This window comes from Aeromicrobium sp. (assembly GCF_047607065.1).
Classification (GTDB): domain Bacteria; phylum Actinomycetota; class Actinomycetes; order Propionibacteriales; family Nocardioidaceae; genus Aeromicrobium.
Genome location: NZ_JASGDU010000017.1, coordinates 1 through 14768 on the forward strand (window position 1 = coordinate 1; position 14768 = coordinate 14768).

A 14768-nucleotide genomic window follows, 5' to 3' on the forward strand; every position below is an offset into this window, starting at 1 on the left:
CGGATCCTCGCGCTCACCACCGTCATCTGGCACAACGACCGCATCGGAGCACCCGTCCTACGCTCCCTGACCCCCTACGACCACTAAAACCACAGACCAGACCCCGCCCCGCATCAATCATCTAGGCGCAAGGACTCCCGCAAGGGTCAAACTCAGTCCGCGTCGTGATCCGTGACGACTCGACCACGTCGACTCTCCTGAGCGCGCTCAGGTACATCGGTAGCGTCGTACCCCGTGAACGGTGTGGTCAGCGGACGGGTCTCATCGACCAGACAACAGAGGCTGCGGTGGAGGTACGTGCTTCGGGCACCGGTTATCGCATTCTCCTGCTGAGAGCGACATAGGCCAGTCGGCGCGCCCGAGCTGCCATCGCCGCACGGGCGTTGCCGATACGGACATCGGCAGCCGAGACGACGTCGGGGTGGTGGTGGCGCATCCACTCGTGGAAGCCGCGGGCCTGACTCGACTGATTTTTGACGAGGGCGACACTCCATTGCTCGTTGCTCATGCGGAAGGTGGCACCGACCTCCTGGTCGGGAACGAAGTCACCGTGAAGGAGCACGCGGGCATACGACGCCTGGTCGATGAGGTAGGGGAAGTCGCCGAACCATCCGCCGACGTTTTCAAGGACGTCGCGGCGCATCGTGACCGACGCGGGTTCGCCGAACGGGTTGATCCCGGCTCGGACGGCTCGGCGCACAGCCTCGGCACCGGGCAGAGGACGATCAATCTTCTGCAGTCCACGACCGGCAATCAGGGTCTTGCCGGAGGCGTCGATGACGTCACGGCGACACGCGGTCAGCACGGCACGCTCGCTGGCTTGCAGCAAGCCGACTTGGCGCGCCAGGATGCCGGGCCGCAGAATATCGTCGCCACACACGAGCTTGAGATACTCGCCAGTAGCCGCCTCCGTGACACGACGCCAGTTGGCCGGCGCTCCGCCACCGGCCGGCGTGTCGAGCAGCGTCATCCGGGGGTCGTCGAGGTACCGCTCCGCGACGGATCGCGTGTCGTCAGGCGATGAGTGATCGGCGACGATGAGTTCGAAGTCGATGCCTTCTTGCCGCAGAATGCTCTCGATCGTCTCACCGAGATATTTCGCGTTGTTGTAGGCGGGCACCACGACGGATAGCGTGGGAGGAGTCATCCAATCGGGTCCTTCTTCGTCGGTGTGGCTAACGTCCAGGGTACCCATGCCTTCGCGCGAGTCGACGGGTGCGGCGTGACGAGGGGTCGACATACCGCAAGGTGAAAGAAGGGGTGCGCCCGCACCGACTCCGTGCTTATGTGACCATCAACCATCCCGTCGACGCCGACACATACATCACGGCTTCCACGTGGCGTAGGAGGAACCATGCGTGACATCACATATCCACCGGTCATCGTGACCGCCAAGACCCTGTTCAAAGTGCTGGGCATGAAGTTCCAGATATCCGGCACCGAGCACATCCCGCGCGAGGGCGGTGCCGTGCTTGCGGCCAATCACATCGGCTACGTCGACTTCATCTTCGACGGCCTCGCCGCCCAGCCCAGCAAGCGGCTCGTACGCTTCATGGCCAAGAAGGAAGCCTTCGAGGGCACCACAGGCCGTCTCATGCGCTCCTTCCACCACATCAGCGTGGACCGCGATCAGGGCGAGGAGTCCTACAACACCGCCGTGGAGTATCTGCGCTCCGGCGAGGTGGTGGGCATCTTCCCCGAGGCGACGATCAGCCGTTCGATGGAGATCAAGGAACTCAAGACCGGTGCCGTGCGCATGGCGGCCGAGGCCGGGGTGCCACTCATCCCCATGGTCACCTGGGGCACCCAGTTGCTCAAGACCAAGGATCATCCCTCCGATCTGTACGGCCGCGGCAAGACCATCGCCTTGCACGTCGGGCCGCCGCTACAGGTCACCGGCGAGGATCCTGTCGCCGAGACACAACGGTTGCGCGAGGAGATGGCTCGTCTGCTCGACAAGGCGATCACGGAGTATCCGATCAGTCCGGTGGGGCAGTGGTGGGCACCGGCCCGGTACGGCGGCCTCGCGCCGACGCCGCAGGAGGCCGCCCGCCTCGACGCCGAGGAGAAGGCCGCCAAGGCCGCCCGCCGCGCCGCCCGCAACTCCTAAGCACATCGCCCCCGCAGGGCTGCAACACACAGCATTCGCCAAGGGCGGAATGTGCCCCGCCACAGCACCCTCCAAGACTCTCTCACTCCTCGGACAGCCGGACCTCTGACGTGCTCACTGCGGGTTGACCCGCGCCCGATCGCACGGTTGTCGGTGAGCCAGATTCCGTGATCCAATGGCCCCGGATCGTGCGGCAGGACCGGGGGTTGAGGCTCGCATATCGCGCGAAGCCTTGCCGTCCACACGATTCTGCGAGCGAGGAGTCGAACATGAAGCACTGGTGGGGAATCGGAGTGGCCGCGATGCTACTCGCGGTCGTCACGACGGCCAGCGGCGCGCCGCAGACCCGCGCGCCCGAAGAGGCGACGACGTCGGCACCGCAGGCCACCGCCACGAGTCAGTCCGCATCACCGCAAGCCACATCCGAGGCGGCGGACACGCCAGAAGTTCCGGCGTCCGAACTCGACCTCGACCTCGACGCGCCGGTCTTCGGCGACGAGGCGGTCGAGGCCCTCGGTGACGATCTCGCTGCGGTCGCCGAGCGCAACGGCCTGACCAGTGAGCAGTTGACCCAGAGCCTCGAAGAGGATCCCGGCGTCGGTATCGACACGACCGGTGCCGTCTTCATCGTTGAGGCGGATGAAGCAGAGGCGGCGGAGACCGAGGAGACCGCGGACGAGAGTTTCGAGACCGCCGAGTTGTCCACGTCGCTGGACGAGACGTTCACGCTCAACAGCAAGCCCGGCTCGTCACGCACCATCTTCCTCGACTTCGACGGCCGCACCGTCAGCGGAACCTATTGGAACGAAGACCACGATGTCGCCGAGGGCTTCGTTTCGGGCTACTCCATCGACTCCGACTACGACACCTTCTCCGACGCCGAACTCACCGTGATCCAGCAAGTGTGGGCCGCTGTTGCCGAGGACTACGCACCCTTCGACGTCAACGTGACCACCGAGGACCCCGGCGACGCGGCCATCACCCGCACGAATGCGGCGGATCTGATCTACGGCGCTCGGGCGCTGATCACGAGTGGGTCGACTTTCCCGTCCAGTTGCTCCAGTTCGTGCGCAGGCATCGCTTACGTGGGCAACATTGATGCGACCTACGAGCACGCCAAATATCAGAATGCGTGGATCAAGGCCTCGCTCTATCCGAGCAATCCGCCGGCGCTAGCCCTGATCATCAGTCACGAGATCGGCCACAACGGCGGTCTCTACCATGCCCAGGGCACCTCGACGGAGTACTACGGCGGCCACAGCAATTGGGGTCCGATCATGGGCGCGCCGTACACGCGGGCGCTCACCCAGTGGACCGACCACAGCAACTCGGCGGTGATCCGCAGCAGCAGCCAAAGCGGCGCGGACCTCACCGTCCTTGCCAGCAACGGCCTCACGGCCCGCAGTGATGAGGCACCCAGCAGCATCACCGACGCCCCGAGCGTCGACTCCTCGGGGTCGGCGACCGGCTTCATTACCTCCGGTTCCGACGCCGACGTGTGGGAACTGGGCAGTTGCCCGGTGGCGGCCAGCGTCAGCGTCACTCCCGCAGCCGTGGGTCCGAACCTCGACGCCAAGATTTCGCTGCTGAATACCCTCGGCGGGGTCGTGGCGACGAACGACCCGACCTCCAGCCAGTCCGGAAGTTGGAGCGCCGGAACACTCGTAGCCACCGGGCTGGACGCCACGACCTCGGGCACCGCATCGGGCACGCTGTACGTGCGCGTCGAGCCGACCAGCGTCAGCGGGGTCTACCCCACGTACGGCAGCCTCGGTGCCTACACCGTGTCGTGGACGTGCAGTTCCTTCACCGATGTCGCGAGCACTCACCCGTTTGCTGCGGACATCGAATGGTTGGCCTCGGAGGGGATCAGCACCGGTTATCCCAATGGCGACGGCACCTACTCGTTCGATCCGGCCTCACCGGTACTGCGTGAGCACATGGCGGCGTTCATGTACCGGTACGCCCACGATGGGACGAATCCCGAGTCAACCACCGCAGCGAGCGGATTTGTGGACGTGGCGGTGTCGCATCCCTTCAAGGAACATATCCGGTGGCTTGGGGTGAGCGGGATCTCAACGGGGTATGTCGTTTCCGGGGGCAAGGCGTTTGATCCGGCGGCTCCGGTCATGCGTGAGCATATGGCAGCGTTCATGTACCGGCTGGCCGGTTCTCCGGACGTCGGAGACCTTCCCACGGTGTCGCCCTTCTCCGATGTTCCTACGTCGCATCCGTTCTACAAGGAGATTGTGTGGATGTCGCAGACCGGGATCAGCAAAGGTTACGCGCAGTCCGATGGAACCTATGCGTATGATCCGGCGTCACCCGTATGGCGCGAGCACATGGCCGTCTTCTTGCATCGTTTCGACCAAGCCGGACTCCTCCCCGAGTAGATGGGTGGCGCGCATTCTGGCCGGAGTTGAGCACATGTGCCAAGAAGAGGTTGCGCTAGTAGGTTCCGCTGGCTGAGGTGCGGTGAGCTTGTGACGAGCCTCGAAGGGCGCACCTCAGGGACTTCGGTTCGCCCATCCGCGCACCGTCTCAGCAGACTCGAAAGTGCCCTCTGCCACGCGAAGAGGTCACCCGATGGCCGACCTCCGCAAGTGGCAGATGACCGAAGCGTCTTTCGGGGGTCGGTAGCCAGTACCGCCGCTATCTCCACTCGCCAAGTCCGATAGCGTCACGGGGTGAGCGCGACATCGACCTATCCGCACTTGTCGAGGCCCCCGTCCGCAGCCGAGTTCGCCGTGGGCAACGAACGCCTCGACGTGAAGGCCCACAGGAGCATCGGCCACTACCTCGTTTTCGTCGGACAGGTCACGGAGGTGCGCCGATGAGCACCGGAGAAGAGCAGCCGCACGTCACCATCTCGACCGACGGAGCCTGCCTCGGCAACCCCGGACCGGGCGGGTGGGGGGCCATCTTGCGCTGCGGTCCGCACGAGCGCGAACTGTCCGGCGGCGAACCGGACACGACCAACAACCGCATGGAACTCATGGCGGCGATCAAGGCACTGGAAGCGTTGAAGCAGCCCTCGCGCGTCGATCTGCGCACCGATTCGACCTACGTGCGCAACGGCATCACCAGCTGGGTGGCGAACTGGCAGCGCAACGGCTGGCGCACGGCGGCCAAGCAGCCGGTCAAGAACGCCGACCTGTGGCGCGCCCTCGTCGCGGCGTGCGAACGGCACGATGTCGAGTGGCACTGGGTCAAGGGTCACGCCGGCGACCGCGACAACGAGATCGCCGACCGCCTCGCCTCCGCCGCCGCCCGCGCACTGACTTCCTAGAACGTGCGCCAGTAGGCGGACCTCGGTCATTGAGGTGCGAGCGCAGCACACCTCGAAACGACCCCCACGCCGCCGCAGACTTCGATCCCCCAAGCACTCGCAAGCTCGTGCAGGGAGGTACCCCCACTCCGGCCGCAAGCGGCCTACGCACCTCAGCCAGCGGGACCTATCCGCTTACGTCGTTAGTCCTCCTCCAGGACGTAGGACCCGGAGGCGTCGGTGAATAGCGCCGTCTGCCCCGGCCGGGCCTCGCGGACGAAGTCCGCGAGGAAGGGGAAACGGTCGACGAAGGAGTCGACCGACCACACTTCATGATTGGCGGCGTCGTCCATGTATTCGTCGGATTCCAGTCCGGTGACCGACTGGAGTTCCCCGCCCGTGAAGGTGACCCAGCGGGGCGGGTGTTCCGCGTGCAGCTTCGACAGGAAGACCGGCGCGTTGCCCGGCACGCCCCCGCTCTCGACCGCACCGGCACGGGTGACGTCGAGCAGTGCGTCGACCGATCCGGCCTGGGCGACCAGCGCCTCCCAGCCGTTCGCCGACGCGAAGGCCGCCTCCGCGTCGGTGAGCAGGCGCAGGGTCCGTACATGCCCAGCCAGGGTGCCGTCGGCGGAGCGCACCTCGTCGAAGGAGGCACCCCAGCGCGACGGGGTCACCATGATCGCCGAGATGCCGGTGCCGTTGAGGAAGGGTTGAGCGTTGCGCCAGGGGGTTCCCACCGGAGGGACCCGCCGGTTCGAGGCCATGTCGTCGCAGACGATCTCCAGCGCGACCCGCGCCGCGCCCTGCTGGCCGTCGATGACCTCGACGGCCAGTTCGACGCGCTCCCCGGAGTCGATCGGCAGCCGCGACGCGCCGAGCGTCATCACCGTGATTGGACCGTCGGCCGGGCGCTTCTCGACCACCCGGACCATTCCGCCAATCGGGTCGGAGAACATCGCCGGATCGACGCCCAGCGCGTCGAAAACGTGCTCGGGGAACGCCTGATCCTCTGTCATGTCGGCAGCCATGCGCTCATTGTCGCAGACCCTCACGCGGGATCGAGGTGGAAGGTCGCGGCAAAGCGCTCGAACAGGTCTGCCGCTCCCGCCTTGATCGAGACGAGACCCGTCTCCACGGCTTCCCCAGGCGAGACGGTTCCGGCGATCACCTCCCGGACTCCTGGACCGCAGACGAGGACGAGATCGGCGTCCGCCTCGGGTGCGAGGTCCCCGTCGACGCCGCGCACGAGCGGTCCGCCCGCGACCGGACGTACCACCAGAGTAGATTTATCGATAGAAAGATTCAAGGCCGCCGGACCGATGTGAACCTCGTAGCGCGTCGGCGGCAGCCCGGCCGCTACCTCCGGGCGGAACGCGGTACGGAAGGCCATCGTCATCGAGTCGAGCGTGACGACGTCCTCCGGTCCCGGCTCCCCCATACCGCCAAAACCCCACTCCCCGAGCGCCAGCAGCACCGGCTCCAGGGCGCGACCGCGCTCGGTGAGTTCGTAGACGAGTCCGCATCGAGCCAGCGGCACCCTGCGGACGACTCCGGCCTCCTGCAACTCCTTGAGCCGCTTGCTGAGGATGTTCGTGGGGATGCGCGGCAGGCCGTTCTTGAGGTCGGCGTAGCGGCGCGGACCCACGAGCAGGTCGCGGACGATGAGCAGCGCCCACCGCTCGCCGACCTGCTCCAGCGCGGTGACGATCCCGCAGTACTGACCGTAACTGCGACTCGCCACCCGACCTCAGGCCCCCTGCTCGGCCAGGTACGCCTCGGGGCCGACCTCAGCGGCCTTCGGGTCCATGTAACCGACCTCGATGATGTTGCCGCTGGGGTCTTCGATGCTGCGCTGGTACATGAAGCCATAGTCCAACGCCTCGCGCGGCTCGCGGCCGCCGCAGGCCAGCGCGGCGGTGACGAAGGTGTCGACCTCTTCGCGCGAGTCGAGCATGAAGCAGGTGATCGCCTGGGCGGCCTCTGCCGGATCGACGATCGGCTTGTCGGTAAAGCTCGCCATGAAATCGGTACGCAGGACCATGAGGTAGATGTCCTCGGTGAAGACGAGGCAGGCGGCATTGTCGTCGGTGAAGTTCGGGTTCACGGTCGCCCCGACGGCGGTATAGAAGGCCTTCGAGGCCTCCAAGTCGTGACTCGGCAGGTTAAGGAAGATCTTGGTGTTCATGGCGCTCTCCTGGGTGATCGGCGATGACTGGATACTTGAAAAAACAAGTTCGCTTGTCAAGAGCAAGCACTCCCGTTTTCCACAGATTCCGGAACGGGCGCATTCGCGGCGTCCACAGGCAACCTTTTCGCCATCGCGCGGACTGCAAGCCGGTCGGCACAGTGCTGGTCAGAATCCCGCACGGGCCTCACACTGAAGGAATGATGGACATGGACCTCGACACCTGGGTGTCCCTGGGCACGCTGCTGGCCGCGCTCGCCAGCCTCGCCGTCTACATGAACCGCTCTCTCGACACGCTGCGGACCGAGCTGCGCAACGATTTCACGACCGAGATCACCGGCCTGCGGACCGAAATCAGCGACCTGCGTACCGAGACCAAAATCGACGCTGCGGCGCTCCACGCCGAGTTGAAGTCCGACCTGACAGCGCTCCGTCACGAAATGAAGTCCGACCTGACAGCCCTCGGCACCGAGCTGAAGTCCGACACGGCGGCCGTCCGCACCGAGCTGAAGTCCGACCTCACGGCCCTCCGCACCGAAATGAAGTCCGACCTCACGGCCCTCCGCACCGAGCTGAACGAATTCCGCACGGAAGTCAACACTCGGTTCGACGGGGTCTACCATGCACTCCTGCGTCAGACGGCCGCCCCCGCCGCGAGCGAGGCCATCGGCTGACCATCGGCGGACAGCGCCGACGATCCCGGTATCGGCCAGGGTGGCTCTTTACCCCTTGGGCGCGTCCGACGGCTTGCGCTTCTTCTTCGTCGCCGGCGTGATATGTACCTGGTGCTTGGCCACGACGTACGGGGTCTCGCCGACGATCGCGTTATGGCTGCCACTGAACAGGTACTTGCTGCCGAGGTTGATGATCGTCGCGGCCCGGTTACGGCCGCCGAGCAGCGTCGCCACATGCAAGGCGACCCAGATGATCCATGCCGGGAAGCCCTTCAGTCGCGGCAAGTGGGTAATCTCCGCGACCGCCGACGACTTGCCGATGGTGGCCATCGTTCCCTTGTCAGAGTACTTGAACGGCTTAGGTCGGCTCTTGCCGGAGATGTCGGCCTTGATGACCTTCGCCACGTGCTTGCCGCCCTGAATAGCCGGCTGCGCGAGCTGCGGCAACGGGTCGGGGCCGATGGAGATGTCACCGATGGCGAAGGTCTTCTCCAGGCCCGTGACCTGCTGGTGTTCGTCGACCTCGATCCGGCCGCCGCGACCCTGCGGGACGTTCCAGTCCAGCACCGTGGGGTGCGAGGTGACGCCGGTGGCCCACACGACGATGCCGGCCTCCAGGAACTCCTGCTGACCGTCGGCCTCGATCAGCACGCCGTTCTCGCGGACCTCCTTGACGGCCGTGCCCAAACGCAGGTCGACATCGCGCTTCTCCAGAGAACGGCGCGCGTAGTCGCGCAACTTCTCGTGGAAAGGCGCAAGCACGTGCGGCCCCATCTCGATCAGCGTGACGTGGATGCGCGCCCGGTCCAACTCGGGGTAGGTCGTCGGCATGTCGTTGTTGCGGAACTCCGCGAACGCACCGGCGGTCTCCACTCCGGTGGCACCGCCACCGACCACGACCATGCGCAGGTCGGCGTCCTGGCCGTTGATGGCGAACTCCTCCAGGTTCGCGAACAACTTGTCGCGCACCTGAAGCGCCTGGGACCGCTTGTAGAGCGGAATCGCGAACTCTTCGGCACCAGGCGTGCCGAAGAAGTTGGTGGTCACCCCGTTGGCGAGCACGAGGTAGTCGTAGGAGACCGACACGTCACCGTGCAGGCTCAGCAACTTCTTCTCGTGATCGATACCCGTGACGATGCCCTTGAGGAAGCGCACATTGCGCTGCCGCGCGCGCACCGCCCGCAGGAACCAGGTGATGTCACCGGGATTCAGGCTCGCCGTGGCGACCTGGTACAGCAGCGGCTGGAAGGTGTTGTAGGTATGCCGGTCGATCAACGTGATCGAGACATTGGCGCGGCGCAATTTGCGGACGGCGGCCAGACCACCGAAACCGCCACCGACCACGACGACATGCGGACGCTTGGGAGCAGACGACTCACTTTCGGCCATGCACAGAGTCTACGGTCGTACCGGCCCTTCGAGCGAGCGGTCCGGGCTTCGGTGACGGAAGTCTCAGCGGGCGGCCCAGGCCCGCACCGACGCTTGCCGCAGCAGGACGAGCGTGGCCAGGCAGGCGGCGAAGATCGGCGCGGCCACTGGCAGCGCCGCCGCCGATCCGACCAGCCCGACCGAAGCCAGCATCCGGGCCGGGCCTAGCAGCCGCGATCGGCCGAACAGTAATGCGGCCCCGACAACCCCAGCAGCCAGGGCCAGCACGGTCACCAGCGCCAGCACCGCGACGGTGAACGCGACCGTGCGCGGCGCGTCAGACAGCCCGTACATGACCTCGGGCAGCAGCGGTTCGGAGCCGGCGACCGCCGCGTAGCCCTCGGGGTCGGCAGCCCGAGCGAGGTACATCAGCGCCACCAGGGCGGAGAACCCGGCCGTGATGCTGCTGCCGACGATCATCGTCACTGCTCCGCCCACGAGCGCGCCGGGCAACGTCGAGCGGCCCGGGATCGGCCACGGCGACATCGGCGGAAAGGGCGGAGGCACGGCGGAGATCGGAGCAGCGCGATCCCCGAGCGGCGGCGCTACCGAGCCGAGGCCCGGCTCGGGTGCCAGGCCCTGCCGGGCGCGGGCGCGGGCAACCAGGACGGGCGACGGCGTGCGGCCGTTCGTGAGGTCGAACCAGACCCGCGCCTCGGGCGTCCACAGCACGAAGACCACCGAGACGAGCACGACCGCCGGGAACAACGTCACCACGGACCCGACGAGCGTCAGGCTCACTCCGGCCAGGGCGCACAGGATCGTCAGCCCCCACCGCGACTGGCGATCCCCGCGTAGCGCGAAGGCGGCGAACACCGCCATTGCCACGGCGGCCACGACGACGATGTACAGGACCACGCGCATCGCCGCCAGCGTCGCATCGAGCGTGAGGTTCTCGGCTGCCGGGCCGGCGTCGTCGAGCGCCTGCTGGACCGTCTCCTGCAGTTCCAGCGAACCCCAGTCGGCGAGCACCCTCACCGTGCTCGCCAGCACGAACAGCGCCACGAAGCCCGCCCCGACGCAGGCGAGCGTGACTGCGGTCGGGCGGCGGGGTTCGTCGGTCATGCCTCCATCCCATCACGCCACGGCAACCCGGAGCGAACGGCGGCAGCCGGACTGGCTTCCTCGCACCTCAAGGCCGTCAGACGGGGGTGACGGTCAGGCCCTCCAGCGCCTCGTCGCGGTCGACGCGGACGCTCTGGCCGTCGCGTACCTGTCCGGCGAGCAGCTCCTTGGCGAGCCGGTCGCCGATGGCCTGCTGCACGAGACGGCGCAGCGGCCGGGCGCCGAAGGCCGGGTCCCATCCGGTCAGCGCCAGCCACTCCTTCGCTGCGGGCGTCACGTCGAGGGTGATCCGGCGGCCCGCCAGCCGCTTCGCGAGCGAGGCGAGCTGCAGGTCCACGATGTGCGTCAGCTCCTCGGTGCCGAGCGGATCGAAGGTGACGATCTCGTCGAGCCGGTTGAGGAACTCGGGCTTGAAGGCGGCGCGCACGGCCTCCATGACTGCGGTCTTCTTCGCGTCCTCGTCGAGCGCCGGATCGACCAAGAAAGCCGAACCCAGGTTGCTCGTGAGGATGACGATGGTCTGCCGGAAGTCGACCGTGCGACCCTGGCCGTCGGTGAGGCGTCCGTCGTCGAGCACCTGCAGGAGGATGTCGAAGACCTCCGGGTGCGCCTTCTCGACCTCGTCCATCAGCACCACCGAGTACGGGCGGCGGCGGACTGCCTCGGTCAACTGACCACCCTCGTCGTAGCCGACGTAGCCCGGAGGGGCGCCGACGAGCCGCGCGACGCTGTGCTTTTCGGCGTACTCGCTCATGTCGATGCGCACGATGGCCCGCTCGTCGTCGAACAGGAACTCCGCCAGTGCCTTGGCCAGCTCGGTCTTGCCGACGCCGGTCGGCCCGAGGAACAGGAACGATCCGGTCGGGCGGTCGGGGTCGGCGATACCGGCGCGGCTACGGCGCACCGCATCGGAGACGGCGGTAACGGCGGCCTTCTGGCCGATGAGCCGCCGACCCAACTCCTCCTCCATGCGCAGTAGCTTGCCGGACTCACCCTCCAACAGGCGGCCGGTCGGGATGCCGGTCCAGGCCGCGACGACCTGGGCGATCTCGTCGGCACCGACCTCCTCGCGCACCATGAGGTCGTCGCGCCCTGCCTCGGCGGCCTGGGCATCGGCCAGCTGGGCCTCCATCGCGGGTAGCTCGCCGTAGAGCAGGCGGCTCGCGGTGGCCATGTCGCCCTCGCGCTGAGCGCGTTCGGCGGCGATGCGCACCTCGTCGATGCGCTCCTTGATCTCGCCGACGGCATTGAGACTCTGCTTCTCGGCCTCCCAGCGCACCTCCAGCGCGCGCAGGGTCTCGGCCTTGTCGGCCTTCTCGGCGCGCAGCTTCTCCAGGCGTTCGACGCTGGCCTCGTCGGTCTCGTTCTGCAGGTGCAGCTCCTCCATCGTCAGCCGGTCGATGCTGCGCCGCAGCTCGTCGATCTCGACCGGGCTGGAGTCGATCTCCATGCGCAGGCGGCTGCTGGCCTCGTCGACGAGGTCGATGGCCTTGTCGGGCAGCTGCCGCCCGGCGATGTAGCGGTCCGAGAGCGTGGCGGCGGCGACAAGAGCGGCGTCGGCGATCTCGACCTTGTGGTGCGCCTCGTACTTCTCCTTGATGCCGCGCAGGATCGCGATGGTGTCCTCGACGCTCGGCTCGCCGACGAGCACCTGCTGGAAGCGCCGCTCCAGGGCAGGGTCCTTCTCGATGTGTTCGCGGTACTCGTCCAGCGTCGTCGCGCCGATCATGCGCAGTTCGCCGCGCGCCAGCATCGGCTTGAGCATGTTGCCGGCGTCCATCGCGCCCTCGCCGCCAGCACCCGCGCCGACGACGGTGTGCAACTCGTCGATGAAGGTGATGACCTGGCCGTCGGATTCCTTGATCTCGGCCAGGACCGCCTTGAGCCGCTCCTCGAACTCGCCGCGGTACTTCGCTCCGGCGACCATCGCGCCGAGGTCCAGGCTGATGAGCCGCCGGCCGCGCAGACTGTCGGGCACGTCACCGGCAACGATGCGCTGGGCCAGGCCCTCGACGACGGCCGTCTTGCCGACCCCAGGCTCCCCGATGAGCACCGGGTTGTTCTTCGTGCGGCGGCTCAGCACCTGCACGACGCGGCGGATCTCGGCGTCGCGGCCGATGACGGGGTCGAGTTTGCCTTCTCCGGCGATGGCCGTGAGGTCGACGCCGTACTTGTCCAGCGACTGATAGGAATCCTCGGCGTTCGCGCTCGTGGCGCGCGCCGAGCCGCGCACCGCCGCGAAGGCGGCCTGCAGCGTGTCCGGGGTGGCCCCGGCGCGCGCGAGCAGCTGACTCGTGGGCGAGTCGACCGTAGCGATAGCCACGACTAGATGCTCGGTCGAGGTGAAGTCGTCGCCCAGGCTTCTGGCGAGTTCCTGGGCCTGCCGCAGCACGGCGTGACTCGACCGCGACAGACCGGGCGAGGCGACCGTGCTGCCCGAGGCGCTGGGCAACGCGGCGAGTTCGCGCTGCAGCGCGGTCGCCACCGCAGCCGGATCGACGCCTGCAGCCCGCAGCAGCGGCGCGCCGGTGCCTCCTTCGGCCTGCAGGAGCGCCGCCAGCACATGCACGGGCTCAACCGCCGGATGGCCGGCCACGGAGGCGGCGCTGATCGCCGCCGCGAGCGCCTGCTGGCTGCGCGTCGTGAAGGTGTCGAGATTCATGCATGACCTCCCCAGATGATGACGAACCTGTCTGGTTCAACCGCATCAAAGTTGAGTCTATTCCACTCAAGTCATCCTGAGGTCTTTGAGGCCTTGAACTCTCTGACCGAGCGGTGTCCCTCGAGGGTCATTGCTCGGAACTCGCAGGGCGGCGAGTCGATGCCGGGGTCGAAGTCGATAGCCTGCTCTTACGACTGAGCCTCTCGGTCTTTCCCTACTCCGGCGGCGAGCGCCTGGAAGACTCCTTCTACACCTGGAGCTGGAGTCCCCGTGGCTTGCTCAACTTTTTACTTCCTTGAGAACTCGCGCGGATAGGATCCGTCGGCTGAGGTGCGAATGAGGAACGAGTGAGCCTCGAAGCCTACGGTGGCGGGTCATTTCGAATGTACTGCGCTCGCATTGCGGGCACCTCCCGCTTGCGGGGAACGATGACCGGGTTCCGCCTATCCGCGCAACCTCTTACTCTTCTGCACTCTCGCTACCGTCGAGCAAAGGAGCGTCAACCGGGTTAGTATGCATCACGCAATAAGCCCTCTTGGCATCCCATCGACCTCCATCATCCAGACATTTATCCTTCTCGTGGGAAGAAATAATCAGTCCGAAGATTATTATGGCGACGAGGATGGCGGGGACGATCCAAGGCGCAATTTTATTCAATCGGTTTCTCATTCCTTCTGATGGTGCACGAAAGGCCGATAGTTGCCCTTATAGCGAATGGACATCCGTCAATCCATAGCGGAGCGGCCGCAGTAGCATCGCGGTAAGGAAAGACCTCCGGCCCGAGGAGGAGGGTTTTCCCCTCGCCCTCGGGCCGGAGCCACCTGGGGCACCTCAGGCGCGGCGGCGGCGGATCAACAGTCCGCCGGCCACGGCGAGGAACAAGCCCGCCCACACCGGCAGCCACGAGAGTCCCGACCCCGTACCCGGCAACACCCCGGCCACGGTCGTCGTGTCCCCGGCAGCAGCCTCGATCACCAGAGCAATCGAGGCCCCATACATCAGGCCGTCTTCACCGGTCACCACATACGTCACCTCGGGCACCTCACCGGTGAAGCCGTCGACCGGATAGAACGTAATCAGCCCCGTCGTCGTGTCGACCACCCAGCGGCCCACACCCAGCACCACCAGCTCGGTCACCAGATCACCCGTGGCCGGGTCCACCAGCCGCACGCTCGACGGGATCAACGTCGTCCCCACGCTGTCGTTCGCCAGCGGGTCAATCACCACCGGACCGTCACCGGAGGACGTCACTTCGTCACCGGTGGCCGCACCGACCGCCGTGACCGTGATCGTCGCCGCATACGTACGACCATCCCCACCATCGACCAGATACGTCACCGGATCGGGCGTACCCACGAAACCCGCCACCGGAG

Annotated in this window: 13 protein-coding genes; 5 read left to right on the forward strand and 8 right to left on the reverse strand. The window is 66.6% G+C overall.

Going from position 1 to position 14768, the window contains the following annotated elements:
- Positions 1-313: 313 nt before the first annotated feature.
- A complete protein-coding gene (locus QM597_RS02400; protein ID WP_415003274.1) occupies positions 314-1147 on the reverse strand; it encodes a glycosyltransferase family 2 protein in 834 nt (277 codons plus the stop codon).
- 207 nt (positions 1148-1354) lie between these two features.
- On the opposite strand from QM597_RS02400, the gene QM597_RS02405 reads away from it, so the two are divergent.
- The 4 genes from QM597_RS02405 to rnhA all read left to right on the forward strand — a co-directional run bounded on the left by QM597_RS02405 (position 1355) and on the right by rnhA (position 5399).
- Positions 1355-2110: a lysophospholipid acyltransferase family protein gene (locus QM597_RS02405; RefSeq protein WP_415003275.1), complete on the forward strand. Its 756-nt coding sequence runs from the start codon at positions 1355-1357 to the stop codon at positions 2108-2110.
- Positions 2111-2379: 269 nt separating this feature from the next.
- Positions 2380-4503, forward strand: a complete 2124-nt coding sequence (locus QM597_RS02410; protein ID WP_415003276.1) for an S-layer homology domain-containing protein — start codon at positions 2380-2382, stop codon at positions 4501-4503.
- 294 nt (positions 4504-4797) lie between these two features.
- Positions 4798-4947, forward strand: coding sequence for a hypothetical protein (locus QM597_RS02415; RefSeq protein ID WP_415003277.1), 150 nt, complete (start codon positions 4798-4800; stop codon positions 4945-4947).
- A complete protein-coding gene (gene rnhA, locus QM597_RS02420; RefSeq protein WP_415003278.1) occupies positions 4944-5399 on the forward strand; it encodes a ribonuclease HI in 456 nt (151 codons plus the stop codon). Before QM597_RS02415 ends, rnhA begins: the two co-directional genes overlap by 4 nt.
- A 182-nt stretch (positions 5400-5581) precedes the next feature.
- Here the strand turns inward: rnhA and QM597_RS02425 are convergent, their stop codons facing one another.
- The 3 genes from QM597_RS02425 to QM597_RS02435 are packed head-to-tail and all read right to left on the reverse strand — an operon-like array spanning position 5582 to position 7566.
- Positions 5582-6409: a suppressor of fused domain protein gene (locus tag QM597_RS02425; protein WP_415003279.1), complete on the reverse strand. Its 828-nt coding sequence runs from the start codon at positions 6407-6409 to the stop codon at positions 5582-5584.
- Positions 6410-6429: 20 nt separating this feature from the next.
- Entirely contained in the window at positions 6430-7122 is a 693-nt protein-coding gene (locus QM597_RS02430) for a winged helix-turn-helix transcriptional regulator (protein ID WP_415003280.1), read from the reverse strand.
- A 6-nt stretch (positions 7123-7128) separates the two neighbouring features.
- Positions 7129-7566, reverse strand: a complete 438-nt coding sequence (locus QM597_RS02435; RefSeq protein ID WP_415003281.1) for a VOC family protein — start codon at positions 7564-7566, stop codon at positions 7129-7131.
- 200 nt (positions 7567-7766) lie between these two features.
- Here QM597_RS02435 and QM597_RS02440 point away from each other — a divergent pair, with 200 nt between their 5' ends.
- Positions 7767-8240, forward strand: coding sequence for a hypothetical protein (locus tag QM597_RS02440; protein WP_415003282.1), 474 nt, complete (start codon positions 7767-7769; stop codon positions 8238-8240).
- A 48-nt stretch (positions 8241-8288) separates the two neighbouring features.
- Here QM597_RS02440 and QM597_RS02445 read toward each other — a convergent pair whose 3' ends face one another.
- From QM597_RS02445 to QM597_RS02460, 4 genes are all read right to left on the reverse strand, one after another.
- On the reverse strand, positions 8289-9629 hold the full coding sequence (locus tag QM597_RS02445) for an NAD(P)/FAD-dependent oxidoreductase (RefSeq protein ID WP_415003283.1): 1341 nt from the start codon (positions 9627-9629) through the stop codon (positions 8289-8291).
- A 63-nt stretch (positions 9630-9692) separates the two neighbouring features.
- Positions 9693-10733 (reverse strand): hypothetical protein, encoded by a 1041-nt coding sequence (locus QM597_RS02450; protein WP_415003284.1) that lies wholly within the window; start codon positions 10731-10733, stop codon positions 9693-9695.
- A 76-nt stretch (positions 10734-10809) separates the two neighbouring features.
- Positions 10810-13395 carry an ATP-dependent chaperone ClpB gene (gene clpB / locus QM597_RS02455; RefSeq protein ID WP_415003285.1) on the reverse strand — a complete coding sequence of 862 codons (2586 nt, stop codon included), beginning with the start codon at positions 13393-13395 and terminating at the stop codon, positions 10810-10812.
- 831 nt (positions 13396-14226) lie between these two features.
- Positions 14227-14768, reverse strand: a 542-nt coding sequence (locus QM597_RS02460; protein WP_415003286.1) for an LPXTG cell wall anchor domain-containing protein, incomplete at its 5' end; no start/stop codon positions are given.

Coding starts and splice junctions, on each gene's coding strand:
- QM597_RS02400 (WP_415003274.1), bottom strand. CDS start 1,147: ATGACTCCTCCCACGCTATCCGTCGTGGTGCCCGCCTACAACAACGCG.
- QM597_RS02405 (WP_415003275.1), top strand. CDS start 1,355: ATGCGTGACATCACATATCCACCGGTCATCGTGACCGCCAAGACCCTG.
- QM597_RS02410 (WP_415003276.1), top strand. CDS start 2,380: ATGAAGCACTGGTGGGGAATCGGAGTGGCCGCGATGCTACTCGCGGTC.
- rnhA (WP_415003278.1), top strand. CDS start 4,944: ATGAGCACCGGAGAAGAGCAGCCGCACGTCACCATCTCGACCGACGGA.
- QM597_RS02425 (WP_415003279.1), bottom strand. CDS start 6,409: ATGGCTGCCGACATGACAGAGGATCAGGCGTTCCCCGAGCACGTTTTC.
- QM597_RS02435 (WP_415003281.1), bottom strand. CDS start 7,566: ATGAACACCAAGATCTTCCTTAACCTGCCGAGTCACGACTTGGAGGCC.
- QM597_RS02440 (WP_415003282.1), top strand. CDS start 7,767: ATGATGGACATGGACCTCGACACCTGGGTGTCCCTGGGCACGCTGCTG.
- QM597_RS02445 (WP_415003283.1), bottom strand. CDS start 9,629: ATGGCCGAAAGTGAGTCGTCTGCTCCCAAGCGTCCGCATGTCGTCGTG.
- QM597_RS02450 (WP_415003284.1), bottom strand. CDS start 10,733: ATGACCGACGAACCCCGCCGCCCGACCGCAGTCACGCTCGCCTGCGTC.
- clpB (WP_415003285.1), bottom strand. CDS start 13,395: ATGAATCTCGACACCTTCACGACGCGCAGCCAGCAGGCGCTCGCGGCG.